The sequence below is a fragment of the Micromonospora sp. SL1-18 genome (assembly GCF_047921505.1).
Taxonomy (GTDB): Bacteria; Actinomycetota; Actinomycetes; order Mycobacteriales; family Micromonosporaceae; genus Micromonospora.
In genome coordinates, this window is sequence record NZ_JBLROA010000008.1 from 1 (window position 1) to 15,361 (window position 15,361).

General features: G+C 72.2%; 10 protein-coding genes. All 10 read right to left on the reverse strand.

What is annotated here, in order from left to right; genetic code table 11:
• The coding region (locus tag ACNAW0_RS05305; protein ID WP_416286572.1) for a helix-turn-helix domain-containing protein at nucleotides 1-489 on the reverse strand (489 nt) is incomplete at its 3' end.
• Nucleotides 486-767, reverse strand: coding sequence for a hypothetical protein (locus ACNAW0_RS05310; RefSeq protein ID WP_416286573.1), 282 nt, complete (start codon nucleotides 765-767; stop codon nucleotides 486-488). The genes ACNAW0_RS05310 and ACNAW0_RS05305, both read right to left, overlap by 4 nt.
• Nucleotides 768-1,156: 389 nt before the next feature.
• Nucleotides 1,157-4,249: an alpha-mannosidase gene (locus tag ACNAW0_RS05315; RefSeq protein ID WP_416286574.1), complete on the reverse strand. Its 3,093-nt coding sequence runs from the start codon at nucleotides 4,247-4,249 to the stop codon at nucleotides 1,157-1,159.
• Between the two features lie 123 nt (nucleotides 4,250-4,372).
• Nucleotides 4,373-7,192, reverse strand: coding sequence for an alpha-mannosidase (locus ACNAW0_RS05320; protein ID WP_416286575.1), 2,820 nt, complete (start codon nucleotides 7,190-7,192; stop codon nucleotides 4,373-4,375).
• Nucleotides 7,189-8,823 (reverse strand): ROK family protein, encoded by a 1,635-nt coding sequence (locus ACNAW0_RS05325; RefSeq protein ID WP_416286576.1) that lies wholly within the window; start codon nucleotides 8,821-8,823, stop codon nucleotides 7,189-7,191. Before ACNAW0_RS05325 ends, ACNAW0_RS05320 begins: the two co-directional genes overlap by 4 nt.
• 195 nt (nucleotides 8,824-9,018) lie before the next feature.
• The gene (locus tag ACNAW0_RS05330; protein WP_416286577.1) at nucleotides 9,019-10,074 is read right to left on the reverse strand and encodes a LacI family DNA-binding transcriptional regulator; all 1,056 of its coding nucleotides are present in this window, start codon (nucleotides 10,072-10,074) and stop codon (nucleotides 9,019-9,021) included.
• A 140-nt stretch (nucleotides 10,075-10,214) separates the two neighbouring features.
• Entirely contained in the window at nucleotides 10,215-12,125 is a 1,911-nt protein-coding gene (locus ACNAW0_RS05335; protein ID WP_416286578.1) for a hypothetical protein, read from the reverse strand.
• Between the two features lie 18 nt (nucleotides 12,126-12,143).
• A complete protein-coding gene (locus ACNAW0_RS05340) occupies nucleotides 12,144-12,875 on the reverse strand; it encodes an aspartate/glutamate racemase family protein (RefSeq protein ID WP_416286579.1) in 732 nt (243 codons plus the stop codon).
• Nucleotides 12,872-13,774: a hypothetical protein gene (locus tag ACNAW0_RS05345; protein WP_416286580.1), complete on the reverse strand. Its 903-nt coding sequence runs from the start codon at nucleotides 13,772-13,774 to the stop codon at nucleotides 12,872-12,874. The genes ACNAW0_RS05340 and ACNAW0_RS05345 overlap by 4 nt, the downstream gene beginning before the upstream one ends.
• Nucleotides 13,771-15,339, reverse strand: a complete 1,569-nt coding sequence (locus tag ACNAW0_RS05350) for an FGGY-family carbohydrate kinase (RefSeq protein ID WP_416286581.1) — start codon at nucleotides 15,337-15,339, stop codon at nucleotides 13,771-13,773. Before ACNAW0_RS05350 ends, ACNAW0_RS05345 begins: the two co-directional genes overlap by 4 nt.
• Between the last annotated feature and the right edge of the window lie 22 nt (nucleotides 15,340-15,361).

Consider the following 15,361-nt stretch of genomic DNA (forward strand, 5'->3'; position numbering starts at 1 on the left):
TGTGACGTGCCGCCGGTCCGGCTCCACCCGGATGGTGCCGGTGGTGAACCGGCAGGCGAGCCGGGCGGTGTGCTTGGACTTGCGCCGGGGCATGCCCACGCGTTTGCCTTTGCGCTGCCCGCGCTTGGAGGTGGCGTAGTTGTCGAACGCCGCCGCCGCGTTCGCCAGGCCTGTGTTGTACGCCTCCTTTGAGTTCTCCTCCCACCAGTCAGCAAAACGCGGGTCGGTCTTCTTGACCTCGTTGAACACCTTCCGCAACGCCAGCAGCGACCACGGCCGCCACGGCGTCAACTCTTCCTCGGCGATGCCGTACGAGGCCTCGGCCTTGCGCTGCCACCACGACGCCATTACCCAGGCCACGGCCCAGTTGTAGGCGGCGCGAGCCGCACCACAATGCGACCGCAGCCGCTGCTCCTGCCCGGCGTTCGGGTCCAACGCGAAACGGAACGCCTGGAGCACGAAACCGGGACGCGGCTCGAACTTCTTCACACCGACGGCTCCTCGGTGGCCAGGGCGCGGGCGACGCGATTCTTGCCTGCCCGCTGCCCGTACAGCCGGACACACATCGATATCAGCACGTCGGCCATGTCCTTGACCAGGTCGTCCGTGGACTCCTCTGAGCCGAGGATCACCAGACGGGGCCCGGTAGCAGCCAGTGCGGCCTGCAGATGCTCCACACCGAACCGGGCCAACCGATCCTTACGCTCGACCACGATCACGGCCAGCCGGGTCGGCGAGGACCGGGTACAGCTAGCGGCACTTGCCATCCAAGCCGGGCACCGACCTCGGTCACGATCTCCGCCACGGCGAAGCCCTGGGCGTTCGCCCCCTCCAGCACCCGCACCGTCTGGCGATCCAAGTCGCTCTTCCGGCCACCACAGGAGACACGGCAGTAGGCGACGACACGGCCCGTCACGGCCGATGCCTCCTCCATAATCCACGTACCAGACGGCGCCTGCCCGACAGGCACAGGCACAGGCATCCTGCCGTCCCTCACCCACCGCCAAGCAGTCTGATAGGCAACGCCCTGCCGTCGCGCCCAGTCCGACAGACTCACACGATCACGATAGATGACCACATGCGACACAGCTGCCCATAGAATCAGGAGCTGTTGTTGACCCCTGTCACAGCAGGGCCATGGCCCGGGGTCGCGGGATCAGCGCCGCGTCGGGCGAAGCCGGAGGGTGACGACCTGGAACGGTCCCAGGGCGAGATCCACCGCGTTGCCCTCGACCGAGACCGGGGCGAGCGCGCTGATCTCGGCGTTGTCCCGTTCGAGCAGGTCACAGACCCGCACCTCGGCGAGATCGAACGACGCGGTGAGCCGGGTACGGGCGCGGCCGCCGAGCGCCTCGTAGAGCCGGATGATCACGTCACCGGACCGGTCGTCGGCCAGCTTCACGGCCTCCACCACGACGCCGGGGTCGGTCACCTCGATCAGCGGAGCGACCGGTCGCGCGCCCAGGTGCCGGCGGATCGGCAGGTTCGCCTGGTAGCCCTCGCGTACCGCGTCGGCGATCTCCGCGCCGCAGACCAGCGCGTACCCGAAGCGGTGCGAGCCCTGGTCTGTGTTCGGGTCGGGGTAGCGGGGACCGCGCAGCAGGGAGAGCCGTACCGTGGTCGGCTGCGCCCCCAGCACGTCACCGGGGGGTTGGCGGGTCACGTCATGGCCGTACGTGCCGTCGTTGACCAGCGCCACGCCGTACCCGGGCTCCCCGACGTGCAGCCACCGGTGCGCGCAGATCTCGAACCTCGCCGCGTCCCACGACGTGTTGGTGTGGGTCGATCGCTGCACGTGGCCGAACTGGATCTCCGAGCTGGACTGCGCGGCCTGGACGTCGATCGGGAAGGCGACCTTGAGCAGTGTCTCCTGTTCGTGCCAGTCCACCTCGGTGGTGAACCGCAGCACGCGCTCGCCGGCCGCGAGTGACACGGTCTGGACGTACGCCGAGTTCCGGTCGTCGCGGGTCACCCGGACCTGGGCCTGCCGGGGATCGTCCGCCTCGACCACGATCTTGGTGACCTCGGTCAGGTCGCGGCGCCGGTGGCGATAGAAGTCCTCGATGTCCCACGCGTCGAACTTGTTGGGCGTGTCCGGGTGCAGTTGCAGGACGTTGGCCGCAGTGCCGGGCCGAAGCACGTCGCGGTCGGCGACCAGGTCGCGGATCGCGGACACCGTCCCGTCCGCGTCCAGGCGCACCCGGAGCAGGCCGTTGTCCAGCACCGTGCCGTCCGGTCCGGACCGCACCGACACGTCCGGGGCACCGCCGTCCTGGCCCGCTGAGACCCCGAGCGCCGGTACGCCGTCCCGCTCGTGCGGCGCGGCGTTCGCGCTCAACGGCACCGACCCGGGGCCGGTCAGGGCCGTCAGCGCCGCGTCGATCACCGCTTCCAGCCGGTCCGCCAGCTTCGCGTACGTCTGCCGCGCCTCGCGGTGCACCCAGGCGATCGAACTGCCGGGCAGGATGTCGTGGAACTGCAGCAGCAGCGTTTCCTGCCAGATGGCGTCGAGTTCGGCGTACGGGTACGGATGACCGGTCCGCAGTGCCGCGGCGGTGGACCACAGCTCGGCCTCCCGCAGCAGGTGCTCGGTCCGCCGGTTGCCGCGTTTCATCGCCGACTGGCTGGTGTACGTGCCCCGGTGGTATTCGAGGTACATCTCGCCGCTCCACACCGGGGCGTCCGGGTATTCCCGTTCCGCCTCGGCGAAGAACTCCGCGGGGGTGCGGATGGCGACCCTGGGCGAGCCTTCGAGGTCGGCCACTCGCCGCGCCGTTTCGAGCATCTCCCTGGTCGGGCCGCCCCCGCCGTTCCCGTAGCCGAACGGCAGCAGCGACACGCTGGAGCGCCCGTGCTCGGCGAAGTTGCGCACCCCGTGCGCCAGATCCTTTCCGGACAGCTCCGAGCTGTACGTTTCGGCGGGTGGGAAGTGGGTGAAGACGCGGCTTCCGTCGATCCCCTCCCACCAGAACGTGTGGTGCGGGAAGCGGTTGGTCTGGTTCCAGGACATCTTCTGGCTGAGGAACCAGCGGAATCCGGCCAGCCGGGCGAGCTGTGGCAGCGCCGCCGAGTAGCCGAACGAGTCGGGGAGCCAGACCTCCCGGGGCTCGACGCCGAACTCGGCGGCGAAGAACCGCTTGCCCTGGGTGAACTGGCGCACCATCGCCTCGCCGCCCGGCATGTTGGTGTCGGACTCCACCCACATGCCGCCGACCGGGAGGAATTGCCTGGTGGCCACCTTCTCCGCGACGCGGCGGTACACCTTCGGGTGGTGCTCCCGCAGCCACGCGTACTGCTGGGCGGAGGAGCAGGCGAAGACCAGTTCCGGGTATTCGTCGGCGAGCGCCACGACGTTGGAGAAGGTCCGGGAAGTCTTGCGGATGGTCTCGCGTACGGGCCAGAGCCAGGCCGAGTCGATGTGGGCGTGCCCGACGGCGGTGATCCGGTGGGCGCTCGGCACGGCGGGGGAGGCGAGCGCGCCGGCCAGGCGGGCGCGGGCGGCGGCGGCCCCGCCGGAGACATCGGCGACGTCGAGTTCGTCGAGCATCAGTTCCAGAGCCCGGCGGATCTCGTGGTGTCGGGGGTCCGTCTCGGCCAGCTGCAGCGCGAGCTGGTGCAGCACCTGTACGTCCAGGACGAGCGCGTGCACCTCCTCGTCGAGCACCGCGAGTTCCGCCTGGTCCAGCCGGTAGAGCGGGCGGGCGGGCACCGTCTCCGGATCGCCGAGCGGGGAGATGCTGCCGTCGAACCGGGGGTTGGCGGCCGCCTCGATGTACACCTCGACCCGCTCGCCACCGGCGGCGGGCCGGGCGATCGGCACGTACGCCGTCCGTGGCTCGATGCCCTTGATCGGCGTCCCGTCGGCCGTGTACGCGAGGCCCTCGGACCGGAATCCCGGCCCGGCCCGCTCGAAGCCGAGATCGACGAGAAGCTCGACCCGGCCGCCCCGCATCCGCGCCGGCACCTCTCCGGTGAACCGGAACCAGGTGGTGCTCCAGGCGCGTCCCCACGGCTGGCCCACTGCGAAGGGCGCGTACGCCATGGCCAGCCCCTCGCTTGCCGGCACCGGCTCGCCGGGCAGGTGTGCCGCCTCGACGTGCACGGGTTCGGCGTCCCGGTAGAGCGCCGGGACGAGTCGTTCGTTGAGAGCGCGTTCGATCCGCTCGGTCAGGTCGGACAGCGACCGGTGCATCCGGAACTCCGGGGGTGGGGTGAGGGCGGGACCCCGTTGGGGTGGGATCGCAACCATATCCGCACACCACGCTTCGTGGCCACGCCGATGCGCTCAGATATGGGTGCCTCGCCGCCCGTCGCTCGCCAATCCCGGTGACCTTTTCGCCCGCATGCCTGGTATCGATCCCAGAGGGCGGATCTAGCCGCCGCCGTCGCGTCGGCGTTGGCTCGGTGCCATCCGTACGGCCGGCGACGTCGCGGCGGACGAGTCCCGGTCGGGCTCCATGTCGCGCCGCCCGGTCGGCGCCACCGGCATCGGCGACTCCGTCAACGCCCCGTGCGGGGCGTCGGCGAGATCCCACTCGATCAGGTCGACCTCCCGGATGTCGCCACCGTCGACCGGTACCCGGAAGGTGCGGAGCTGGCTTGGGCCGAAGTCGGCCGTGATCACCCGGCCCAGCATCGGCAGCTCGATCCGGCCCCGGCCGGGCCGGCCGGTGCTCTCCACCGCGCGGACGATCAGGTCCGGGGTGCCGGTGCCGTCCTCGCTTCCCTTGACCGCGGTCACCAGGATCTGGTCACCGCCGTCGGACAGGTAGCTCTGCTCGGCGGGCAGCGGGCCACGGTGGAAGCTCTCCAGCATGGCCCGCACCGGCGAGCCCAGCTCGGCGGCCCGTCGCGGCAGGTCCGCGGCACGCCAGTTGCCCCGATGCGGTACGAGAAGGTAGCGGAACGACTGGATTCCCTGGTCCTGGTACGAGTAGAAGCCGTCCGGATCGAGCTGCCGGGGATCGTGCCAGGAATAGACGGGGCTGCGTACCGCGGTGATCCCGATGCTCGGGCTGTCCCCTCCCGCGGAGCCCGGGGAGCCCGGCGAGACGTCGTACCCGTGCTTGGCGTTGTTGACCACCGCGAGGCCCGCCGGATGGCCGCCCACCGTCCCGCTGATGTCCACCCATGACTGGGCCGGGTTCTCCCCACCGTCGACCGGCTGCTCGATGGACCCGAACGGGATCTCGTAGGTGGACACCGGATCGGCCACGGCCATCGGGAAGCAGAGCTTGAGCAGGTGGGCCTGCTCGCGCCAGTCGATCGTCACCCGGACCTCGAGCTGGTCGTCGCGGTGCCCGAGGATGAACTCCTCGACCATCGTCGAGCGGTGCCACTCCCGTTCCACGCGGAGCCGGGCCCGTAGTGGTCCCGCTTCGCGCAGTGTGATGCGGGTGGTCCGCATGGGGGCGCCGGGCCAGCGGTACGAGACGACGCGGTGGCCCCAGGTATCGGTCGGGTCCTGGCAGATCTGGGTGTGTTCGCCCCGGGCACCGGCCACCAGGTCCACGCCGGTCCGCTTGTCCAGCAGCGCGGTCAGCCACCCGGTCTCCGGGTCGATCTCGACCCGGAGCAGCTCGTTCTCCAGGACCGTACCGGTGGCGTGGAGGAAGCCCGCGGGCCGCTCGCTGACCGCCGCGTCCGCCGGCGCGGGGCCGGAGCGCAGCCGGTAGAGCCGGTAGCCCAGCGGCGGCACCACCGCCTCGAACACGGTCGCGCCGCGTCCCTTGTCGTCCGTCGTCGCCACGGACTGGGTTCGCTGGGCGGTGGTCACCCCGCTGGCGGCGTCGACCACGTGTACGCCGGTGGGCTGGGCACCGTACTGCAGCTCGACCTGGGCCGTCACCGGCCACGGATGCGGGTTGAAGACCAGCACCGGCTGGGTGCCCTGCTCCAGCGGGATGTCCACGTTGCGGGCGATCACGTTGTGGGTACGCGTGATGATCCGCTTCGCCACGGCCACCGCCTCGCCGAGCTGGTCGCGGGCGTCGTCGTAAGCGCTCTCGATCGCCGATCCGGGAAGGACGTCGTGGAACTGGTTGAACAGGATCTGCTTCCAGGCGCGGCCGAGGTCCTCCCTCGGGTAGTCCAGCCCGAACAGCGTCGAACCCACCACGCCCCACCGTTCCGCGGCGAGGATCGCGGCTTGGGCCCGGCGCTGCCAGAGCTTGATCCCGGAGTGCGCCGAGTAGCACCCCGGGGCGTGCATCTGCAGGTCGTCCCGCCACACGGGGAGCTTGGCGAGGCCGGCGTCGCCCCGGCTCTTGGTGAACTCCTCGAAGTAGCGCGCCGGCGACGAGATGACCATTCGGCCGAACGAGCCCATCCGGTCGTACCGGTGGATGGACTCGATGTTGGCCCGGGTCGGCCCGCCACCGTGGTTGCCGACGCCGAAAAAGATCATCAGGTCGCCCAGCCCGTGGTCCAGCACGCCGAGCGACTTGTCGGTCTGGCCCGCCACGTCGCCCGGCGGGCTGCAGTATTCGAACGGGATCCGGTACGCGAGCACCCGGGAGCCGTCCGGGGACTCCCACCAGAAGGCGGTGCCGGTGAGGCTGGTCTCGTGTGGGCCCGGCCGCAGGAAGCAGTACGCGTGCATGCCCTGGCCGCGGAGGATCTGCGGCAGCATGCCGTGGTGCCCGAACGGGTCGACGTTCATGCCGACCGTGGCGGTGACCCCGAACTTCTCCTTGAGATAGCGCTGGCCGTACAGGCCCTGCCGAACGAACGACTCGCCGGACGGCAGGTTGCAGTCCGGCTCGACCCACCAGCCGCCGACCAGTTGCCAGCGGCCGTCCGCGACCCGCTCGCGGATCCGGGCGAACAGCTCCGGGTCGGACTCCTCTACCCAGCTGAGCAGGACGACCTGATTGCAGGTGAAGACGAAGTCGGGGTACTCCTCCATCCGGTGGATCGCCGACCAGAAGGTTGCCCGGGCCTCCTGGTAACCCTCCTGCCACGGCCACAACCAGACCGGATCGAGATGGGCGTTCCCGATCATGTGCAGGGTGCGGTCCGGCGTGGCGGTGGGGCGGTTCGTGGGGTGCGGATCGGCCGGCTGGTCTCCGGACGGGGCGTTCGATACCGGCGCCACCGGCCGCTGCGGGGGCGCAGCCGGGTGGGCGGTCGCGCCGGCGTCCGCGGGGTGCGTGGTGCTGCCTTCGCCCGCCTGTCCTTCGAGCCTGGTCACGCCGTCGGCTCCTCTCCGGCGGCCCACGCGTCGACCATCTCACTGATCACGTGCAGCATCAGGGTGTGCATCTCCTGGATCCGCTGGGTGCTCCTGGACGGGACGAGCAGGATGCGGTCGGCGTGGCTTGCGGCCGGTCCGCCGTCGCCACCGGTGAACAACACCGTCGAGGCGCCCTTCGCCTGCGCGGCGGCGAGGGCCGCCAGCACGCTGGGCGAGCGCCCCGAGGTGGTGAAGGCGACGACCACGTCGCCCGGTCCAGCGAGCGCCTCCACCTGTCGCCGGAAGACGTCCTCGTACGAGTAGTCGTTGGCGATACAGGTCATCGCGCTGGCGTCGGTGCTCAGGGTCACCGCGGGCAGCGGACGGCGGTCGCGTTTGTAGTGGCCGACGAGTTCGCCGGTCAGGTGCTGGGCGTCGGCGGCGCTGCCCCCGTTGCCGAAGGTGTAGACGGTGCCGCCGCGGGCGAGCCGCTCGCAGACGAGGGCGCCGGCCGCGCGGATCTCTCCGGACAGTGTGGCTGTCGCCTCGGCGACGGCCACATGCTCGCCCAGTTGCGTCTCCAGCCAGTCAGACATTTGCTTCTCCACGTGCCGGTTCCGCGCCAGTTCCCGGTCTTGCTCGAGTTCGGTGGCCAGGTCTGCGCCGGTGAGCAGGTCATGGCCGATCGCCCCGGCGCCCACCAGGCAAACCAGGTCGCCGAGTTCGGCCCGGACGACCCGGGCGGCCCGGGCCGCCGGCGCCATGGCCTCCCGCGCGACCAGTTCGCGGATGGGATCGATCAGCATGTCGCCCGCGCGGGTGACGCCTCCTCCGAGTACGACCATGTCGGGCTCGAAGACGTTCACCAGGTCGGTGACCGCCGCGCCGAGCAGGTCCGTGGTTTCCGCCCAGACCTTGCCGGCAAGCGGGTCGCCGGCCGCGGCGGCCGCCGAGACGTCCGCGGCGGTCGGGGCAGCCGGCAGCACGGCCAGCGGCGAGGGCGCGCCGTCCGTCAGCGCCTCGCGGACCCGCTCGGCGATAGCGGTACCCGAGGCGTATGCCTCGACGCAGCCGCGCCGCCCGCAACAGCAGAGCCGGCCGCCACGGTGAACGGTCAGGTGGCCGAACTCGCCACCATTGCCGGCCGCGCCGCGGTGCAGACCGCCGTTGATGATTGCGCCACCGCCGATGCCCGTCGACACGGTCAGGTACAACATGGTGCTGGTGCCCCGGCCGGCGCCGAACCGGTACTCGGCGATGGCCCCCACGGTGGCGTCGTTCTGCAGCGCGAACGGCACGCCGAAGGCGTCCGCGGCCAGCGGGCCGATCGGCACGTCGATCCACCCGGGTAGGTGTGGTGGGCATTGCAGCACGCCGGACGGCGCGTCCAGGGGCCCGCCGCAGGCGATGCCCACGGCCCGGACCTTCCCGATGTTCGCTCGCTCGATCGCGCGACGGCCCAGGTCGAAGAGCCGTCGCGTCACCACGGGCCAGCCCTCCTCGCGCCGGGTTGGCTCCACCAGCACGCCGTGGGTCGAACCGTCCGCCGACACGACGCCCACGGCCAGCTTCGTGCCGCCGATGTCGAGGGCCAGGACCGGATCCGAGCCGCCGGCGCGCGACGAGGCGAACTGGTCAGGGTCGGTCATGCGAGTCCTCTCGTCGGCTCCGCCCGTGCTAAGGGGTCTCGGCAGGTCGCCGGTTGGGCGGCCAGCAGCAGGGTGCCGCGTGTGGGATCGATCCCAGACCGAGATTAGGAGCGACTCGGAGTGCCGTCAAGTAATCAGATCCCGCCGAGCTAGGGCAAAATGACCCCGACTGGGATCAATTAGCCAACATCGGCTCTAGATCGACGAAAAGGCGGTCGGGGGAGCCGTCGATCCGCGCGAGGCCACGGTGGCCGAGAGCAGGACGGTACGCACCGGCGCGTGCGGAGACTGGATGCGCTCGAACAGTTGGGAGATGGCAGCCTCGCCGAGGGCGACCGGATCCTGCGCGACGGCGGTAACCCCGGGACGGACCAGGCTCATCCACGAGACGTCATCGAACGACACCAGGCTGAGTTGCTCGGGGATCGCCAAGTTCAGTTCCGCCGCGGCCCGCCAGATGGCCTCGGCCAGGACGTTGTTGGCGGCGAAGATCGCCGTCGGTGGCTCCGCCCGGCTGAGCAGTTTGTGGGCCTCGATTCGCGCCGCGTCGACGTCCCAACCGGCAGCCACCACCAGCGAATCGTCCAGCGGGACACCGGCGGCGGCGAAGGCGGCGCGGTAGCCGGCCAGCCGGTCCCGGCCGGTGGTCCAGTGCATCTCGTCGATCACCAACGCGATGCGCCGGTGGCCGAGATCCAGCAGTTGGGTGGTGAGCCTCCGGGCCGCGTTCTCGTTGTCGATCAGGACGGCGTCGCAGGCGCCGGCGGAGAACTGCCGATCCACCTCCACCACCGGGATCTGCTGCCGGGTCAGATAGGTGCTGACCTCCGCCGACACGGGCGTCACGATGACGCCGGCGACCCGGAGCGCGACCAACGCCTCGGCCGCCTCCGCCTCCACCTCCGGTGAGCCGCCGTCGTCGGCCAGCATCATCGTGTACTGCCGCCTGCGTGCCTGTTGGCTGATGCCGGCGGCGAGTCCGGCGTAGAAGGGGTTGTTCAGGTCCGAAACCAGGACGCCGATCGACTGGCTGGCCTGCTGGCGCAGATGGCGGGCGGTCGCGTCGGGCACGTAGCCGAGCCCACGGGCCGCCTGACGAACCCGGTCGCGCACGGGCGGTGCCACGTAACCCTGGCCGCTCAACGCCCGGGACGCGGTGGAGCGGGACACCCCGGCCGCCTCGGCGACCTCCCGGATGGTCGCCCGGCGCGCCAAAGGCAACCCGTCGGATGCCGGCAACCCACTCTTCATTCGCGTCACCTGCTCATCTTCCGCGGGGCAACCCACTCACGCAGGATAGAGCAACATCGAACCCAAGCTGCTGGCCGCCCTCTGTGGCGAGCAGGTCGAGGTAGCGGTGGCCGTGCAGGTGACCACCTCCGGCCCGGCCGTCACGCGACCTCCACCGGTGGCGGACCGACCTGCGCAGGCAGGGCCGGCCGGTCAGGCCCGCCGGCCGCGAGAGCCCGTCGCGCCCGGTAGTCCCGCCAGGTCGACGCGACCAGCGCCAGGTCATGGTCGGTCAGCTCTTCGCCGGAGTGGTCGATGCGCTCGGCGTAGTAGAGCGCGGGAACGCCGAGCCGGCCCTGCGCCACCACATACGAGCGCCACTCGGCCAGGCCGGTGACGGGCCACTGGTCGGTGTCGACGAGGTGGTCGGGCAGGCTCGCCGCGACGACGGCGTGCCGGAAGGCGAGCTGGTCCACGGCGGGGACGACCACGCCGCGCGGGTCGCGTTCGAGGATGTCGTTGAGCCGGATCATGTCGCAGACATCGCCGAAGCCGGGATGCGGCGTGTGGGTGACCACCAGGGCATCCGGCTTGGCCGCCTTCGCCGCCCCGTACAGCGTGGCCAGCATGCGGTGCAGCGCCGCGATGCCCCACGGCGCGTCCGGCGTGGCCCCGGGTCGGCGCAGCCCGCGCCCGGCCGGCGCGCGCTGGGTGAAGTCAATCTTGAAGCCGTCCGCGTCCAGGCCGTCCGGACCCAGCAGCCGGGTCACCATCTCGGTCAGGTGATGGAGGTGGGCGGGACTGCCGGGATCGGTGGCGACGGGTGTCCCGGCCGGATCGGTCACGCACTCCGACACCGGCAGTCCGGTGGGATCCCACGCCTTCCACCACAGCAGGACGCGCTGGCCGGCGGCGTGCCGCCCGGCGATCCAGCCGCGCAGGTCCGGCCAGCGCTCGGGGTCCGGCTCGCCGGTCCCGTACGCCAGTTGCCAGCGGTCGTCGATGACCACCGTGCCCGGTACCACGTCGTGGTCGGCCAGCCGGCTCAGCCAGCCGTCGTACCGGTCCTGGCGAGCCAGGTCGAAGGCGACGGGCAGCGCGTCCGGCACGCCGGCCGGGCCGGGTTCCACCAGGTAGCCCGGGCGGGGCGCCGGCTGGCTCGGGATACGCGCGGCGGCGCACTGCGCCCCCCAGCCGCAGAAGATCGGTTCGCTCCACCAGCCGGCAGGCGCGGCGGCGGGCCGGGCCGGCGCGAAGCCGCGCTCCACCAGGTCCGCCCGGTACGTCGCCAGCCCGCGCCACGGGTCGGCGGCCGGCCGCAGCACCAGCGTGGGGCTGACGAACTCCCCGCCCACCGACGTGTGCCCGTCGTAGTCGAGTTCGAGCAGGAATCCGCCGTCCAGCGGGGCGTACCGCAGCTCGGTGAAGCGCAGGTCCTCGACGGCGGCCAGCACGCCGGCGGAGAGCCAGCCGCCGTCCGGTACGTGCGTGGCGTGCTCGGCCGGCTCGCGGCCGAACGCCAGGCACAGCGGCGGCGGGGAGAAGATGCCGTGCAACCGTCCGGCGGATGCGTCGCCGACGATACCGAGTGCCGCGCCGGCGGACGCGGGCCGCACCACCTGGACCGGCTCGGTCGGCGTCGGGTTGAACACCGAGGCGAACCCGATCGAGGAACGGAACATCCCGCACGCCCCGGAGGGCAGGATCGCCCGGCCGCCCAGCAGCCGTACCTCGCCGAGCGTGCCGGTGCCCTCGACGCGTACCACCGTCTCGATCCGGTCGTCGAAGCAGCGCAACAGCACCGACTTGGCCGACCACGCGGTGCTCCGGCAAACGACCTCGACCTCGACCACGTCCTCGCCGTTCCGCCGGCCCGTGGACACCCGCGGCTCGCCGATGTCGAACGACTCGTCCGGCAGGTCGGCGCGGTCCACCGAAGCGAGCAGGCTCAACCGGGACCAGATCCGACCGTCCGGATCGGCGAGCATCGCCGCAGGCTGCCCGCCGCGTAGCTGTAACAGGTAGCCGGCCGCCGTGACGGTGTGGGTGCCGGGCCCGTGGGTGAGCTTCATGGGGGTGTCTGCTTCCGATTACTTGCTTTCATGATTTGCCCTCTGTCGCGGCCGCTCTTCGAGAGCGCGCAGCAGCGACGCCACGCCACCGGCCGGGGAACTGAGCACCGGCACCGAAACGTCGGAGAGCGCCGCCGCCCGGGCCATCGACGCCTGGGCCAGCACGACCACGTCCGCGTCGGCCGCGGCCCGGGAGACGGCGGCGGCGACCAGCGTTTCCACGCGTTCCCGGTCGCCCCGGTCGTGCGCCTCGGCCGCGCCGGCCACCAGTTCGGCGGTCACCTCGACGGAGCGGTGCGCGGCGGTCGCGGCCCGCTCCACGAGCCGCCCAGTCGGCCCGAGCGTCGAGGACAGCGTGGCGAGCACGGCGATCCGGCCCCGCGCGCCCCGCCCGGAGGCGATCGTCACCGCCTCGCCCGCCATCGCTGCGTCCACCCGGATCACCGGCACGCCCACCCGCTCGGCGGCAGCCTCCGCCGCCTCGCCGATCGAGGAGCAGGTGACCAGCACAGCCGCCGCCCCGGCCGATTCGAGGTGCCGGACGTGCGCGGTCACAGCATCCCGTACGGCTGGGGTGACCCCGTCGCGACGGGCGGTGTCGAGCAGCCAGGCGTCGGCGACGTGAATCGGCCGCACATCGGCGGCCGAGGCGCGGATCAGGTCGTCGAACGCGGTGGCGAGCGCCGGCACGGTGTGCAGCAGGCCCGCCGTCGCGGGCGTGCGCCTTCCCTGCCCGGCGTGCCCGGTCATGCCTTCCACCACGGGGTTGCCTCGCGGTCGACCACCTCGACGAGCCGATCGAGCCGGGGTACCGAGACCTCGGCGAGCGCCCGGTCCACGTCCGGCCGGCCGACCACGTCGCTCCACAGCGCCCGGCCGGCCAGGAATCCGCTGGCGCCGCCCTGGCAGGCCGCGCGTACCGCGGTGAGGAAATCGTCCCGTTCGACGCCCTGGGAAAGCACCACCCAGGGACCGGCGATGGCGCGGCCGAGGGCCTCGGCGGCCCGCCGGAGTTCGGCAGGAGTGCCCTTGCCGCGGCGCGGCACCTGCGCCTTGTAGAGGCTCGGCCGTAGCGGGGAGAGTTCCCGGGCCGCCTCGATGATGGCCGCGTCCTCGTCCCATCGGCCGGCCGACAGTTCCTCCGAGGTCGCCCGGACCACCGGTTCCAGCACCGACAGCACTTGCCGCTCGGCGGCGAGCGCGACGAACCGGCGGGCTAGTTCGACGCGCTCCTCGCGGCGGGCGTCGCGGCGCCAGAGCAGGAGCAGCTTGATTGCCCGTACGCCGGTGAGGTCGAACTCGGGCGCGGCGACGACCTCGTCCATCCAGGTTTCCTCGACCGGCTGGCCGGGTTCCTGGTCCAGGGCGTCCGCCGCGAGGATCAGGCCGCAGTCGTCGGGCAACATCCCGTCGCGGATCTGTTCGAAGCCGAACATCCGGTCGATGAGGAACCCGGACGCGAGCGGGCCGAGCGCGCGGGCGACGGCCGTCTTGAAGGCGATCATCTGGTCGTCGTCCGGCCGACCGGAGCCCGCGTCGGCGAACATCGTGCGCAGGCTCTCCCGCTGATCCATGGCGACCATCGCGAAGCCGCCCGACGGCCGGGCGATGGCGTCGAGCGTCGGGGGTGCGCTATCGGATCCGGTCACGTGACCTCTCCTCCTGTTCGATCGCTCGCCGCCGCAGTGCCAGCGTCGCGGCCGCCCGCCGCAGTGCCGGCGTCGCTGCCGGTTGCCGTCGTGCTGCCGGCGTCGCTGCCTGTCGCGGCGGTGCCGGAATCGGTGCGGGTGGCCGCCGCCACGAACCGGGCAAACGGCTGGTCGAAGTCGGTGCCCGCGCCTGCCACGGTCGGCCCGGGCCGCCAGCCCAGCGCCGGCACCACCGGTCCGATGCGGTGCGTCCGGGCCGCCGCGACGAGCGCCGCCCCGGCCGCCACCGGCTCTTCCGCCGGCACCACCCGCAGCTCGTCACGGAGGACGTGGGCCTTGACCCGGACCCACGCCGGGTTGGCCCCGACCGCCCCACCGAACAGGGTCACCGTCGTCGGCGCCGTACGCCCGGCGAGCCGGGCCTGCTCGGCCAGCATCCAGCGGGTCTGCAGGCACAGCCCTTCGAGCATCGCCCTGGCGAGATCGGCGGGGGTGTGCGCCGGGTGCCGCCCGAGGACACGCAGCCGGGCACCGGGGTCGGGCACCGGGGCCTGCCGCCCGGACAGGTACGGCAGGACGATGACGTCGCTCGGCCGGTCGCCTGACGCGAGCACCAGACCGAACAGCTCCGCTGCCGTGGCTCCGCCCGATTCGTGCTCCAGCCACCAGCCGATGGTGGCTCCGGCGCTGGACGACCCGGCGAGGATCGCCCGGTGCTGGCCGCTGACCGGGACGACGCTGCTCATGCCGGCCCGGGCCACCTCGATCGGGTCGGGCGTACCCGCGACGAGGGAGAGGACCGCCTCGGCCGTACCCAGCGAGTCGGCGACGTCGCCGGGTTCGCGGACGCCACAGGCGTACGCGCCGACGGGATGGTCGTGGCCGGCGACCACCACGGGTGTCCCGGCCCGCAGCCCGCAGGCGACGATGTCGGGATCCCGGACCGGCGCGGCGACCTCGTCCGGCGGCACGACGGCGGGCAGTTGCTCCGGGCGCAGCCCCACCTCGGCCAGCAGGTCCGCGTCGAAGGCGTCCGGCACCGGGGCGCCGGGACCGGGCAGGCGGTAGGCCATCGTCCGTCCGGCGAGCGTGTGGTCGGTGCACAGCCGGCCGGTGAGCAGGAGACAGACCAGGTCCGCCGCCCCGGCCCACGCTGCCATCTCCGCCCACTGGTCCGGCCGGTTGGCTCGCAGCCACATCCAGGTGGCCAGCGGCACCTTCGCGCTGGGCCGTACGCCGGTGGCCGCGACCAGATGCGTCCAGCCGAGCTGTCCGGAGAGCACATCGGCCTCGGCCCCGGCCGGATGCTTGTCCCAGCGTAACCATGGACCGAGCGGCTCGCCGGACGAGTCGAGTGGTACGCCCGTCTCCGCCATCGACGCGACACCCACGGCGTCCGGCGCCGGTGAGGCACGCAGCACCTGCCGGAGCAGTGCGAGCAGCACCGGCTTGACCGCGCGTGGCTCCGGCGTGGGGGCCGAGGCCAGGGCGCGTACCCGTACGCCGGCCTCGTCGACCGCCACCAGGGCGACCTTGGTGTTGGTCGTCCCGAGGTCGATGCCCACGCTGAGACAGGACGATCCCGCG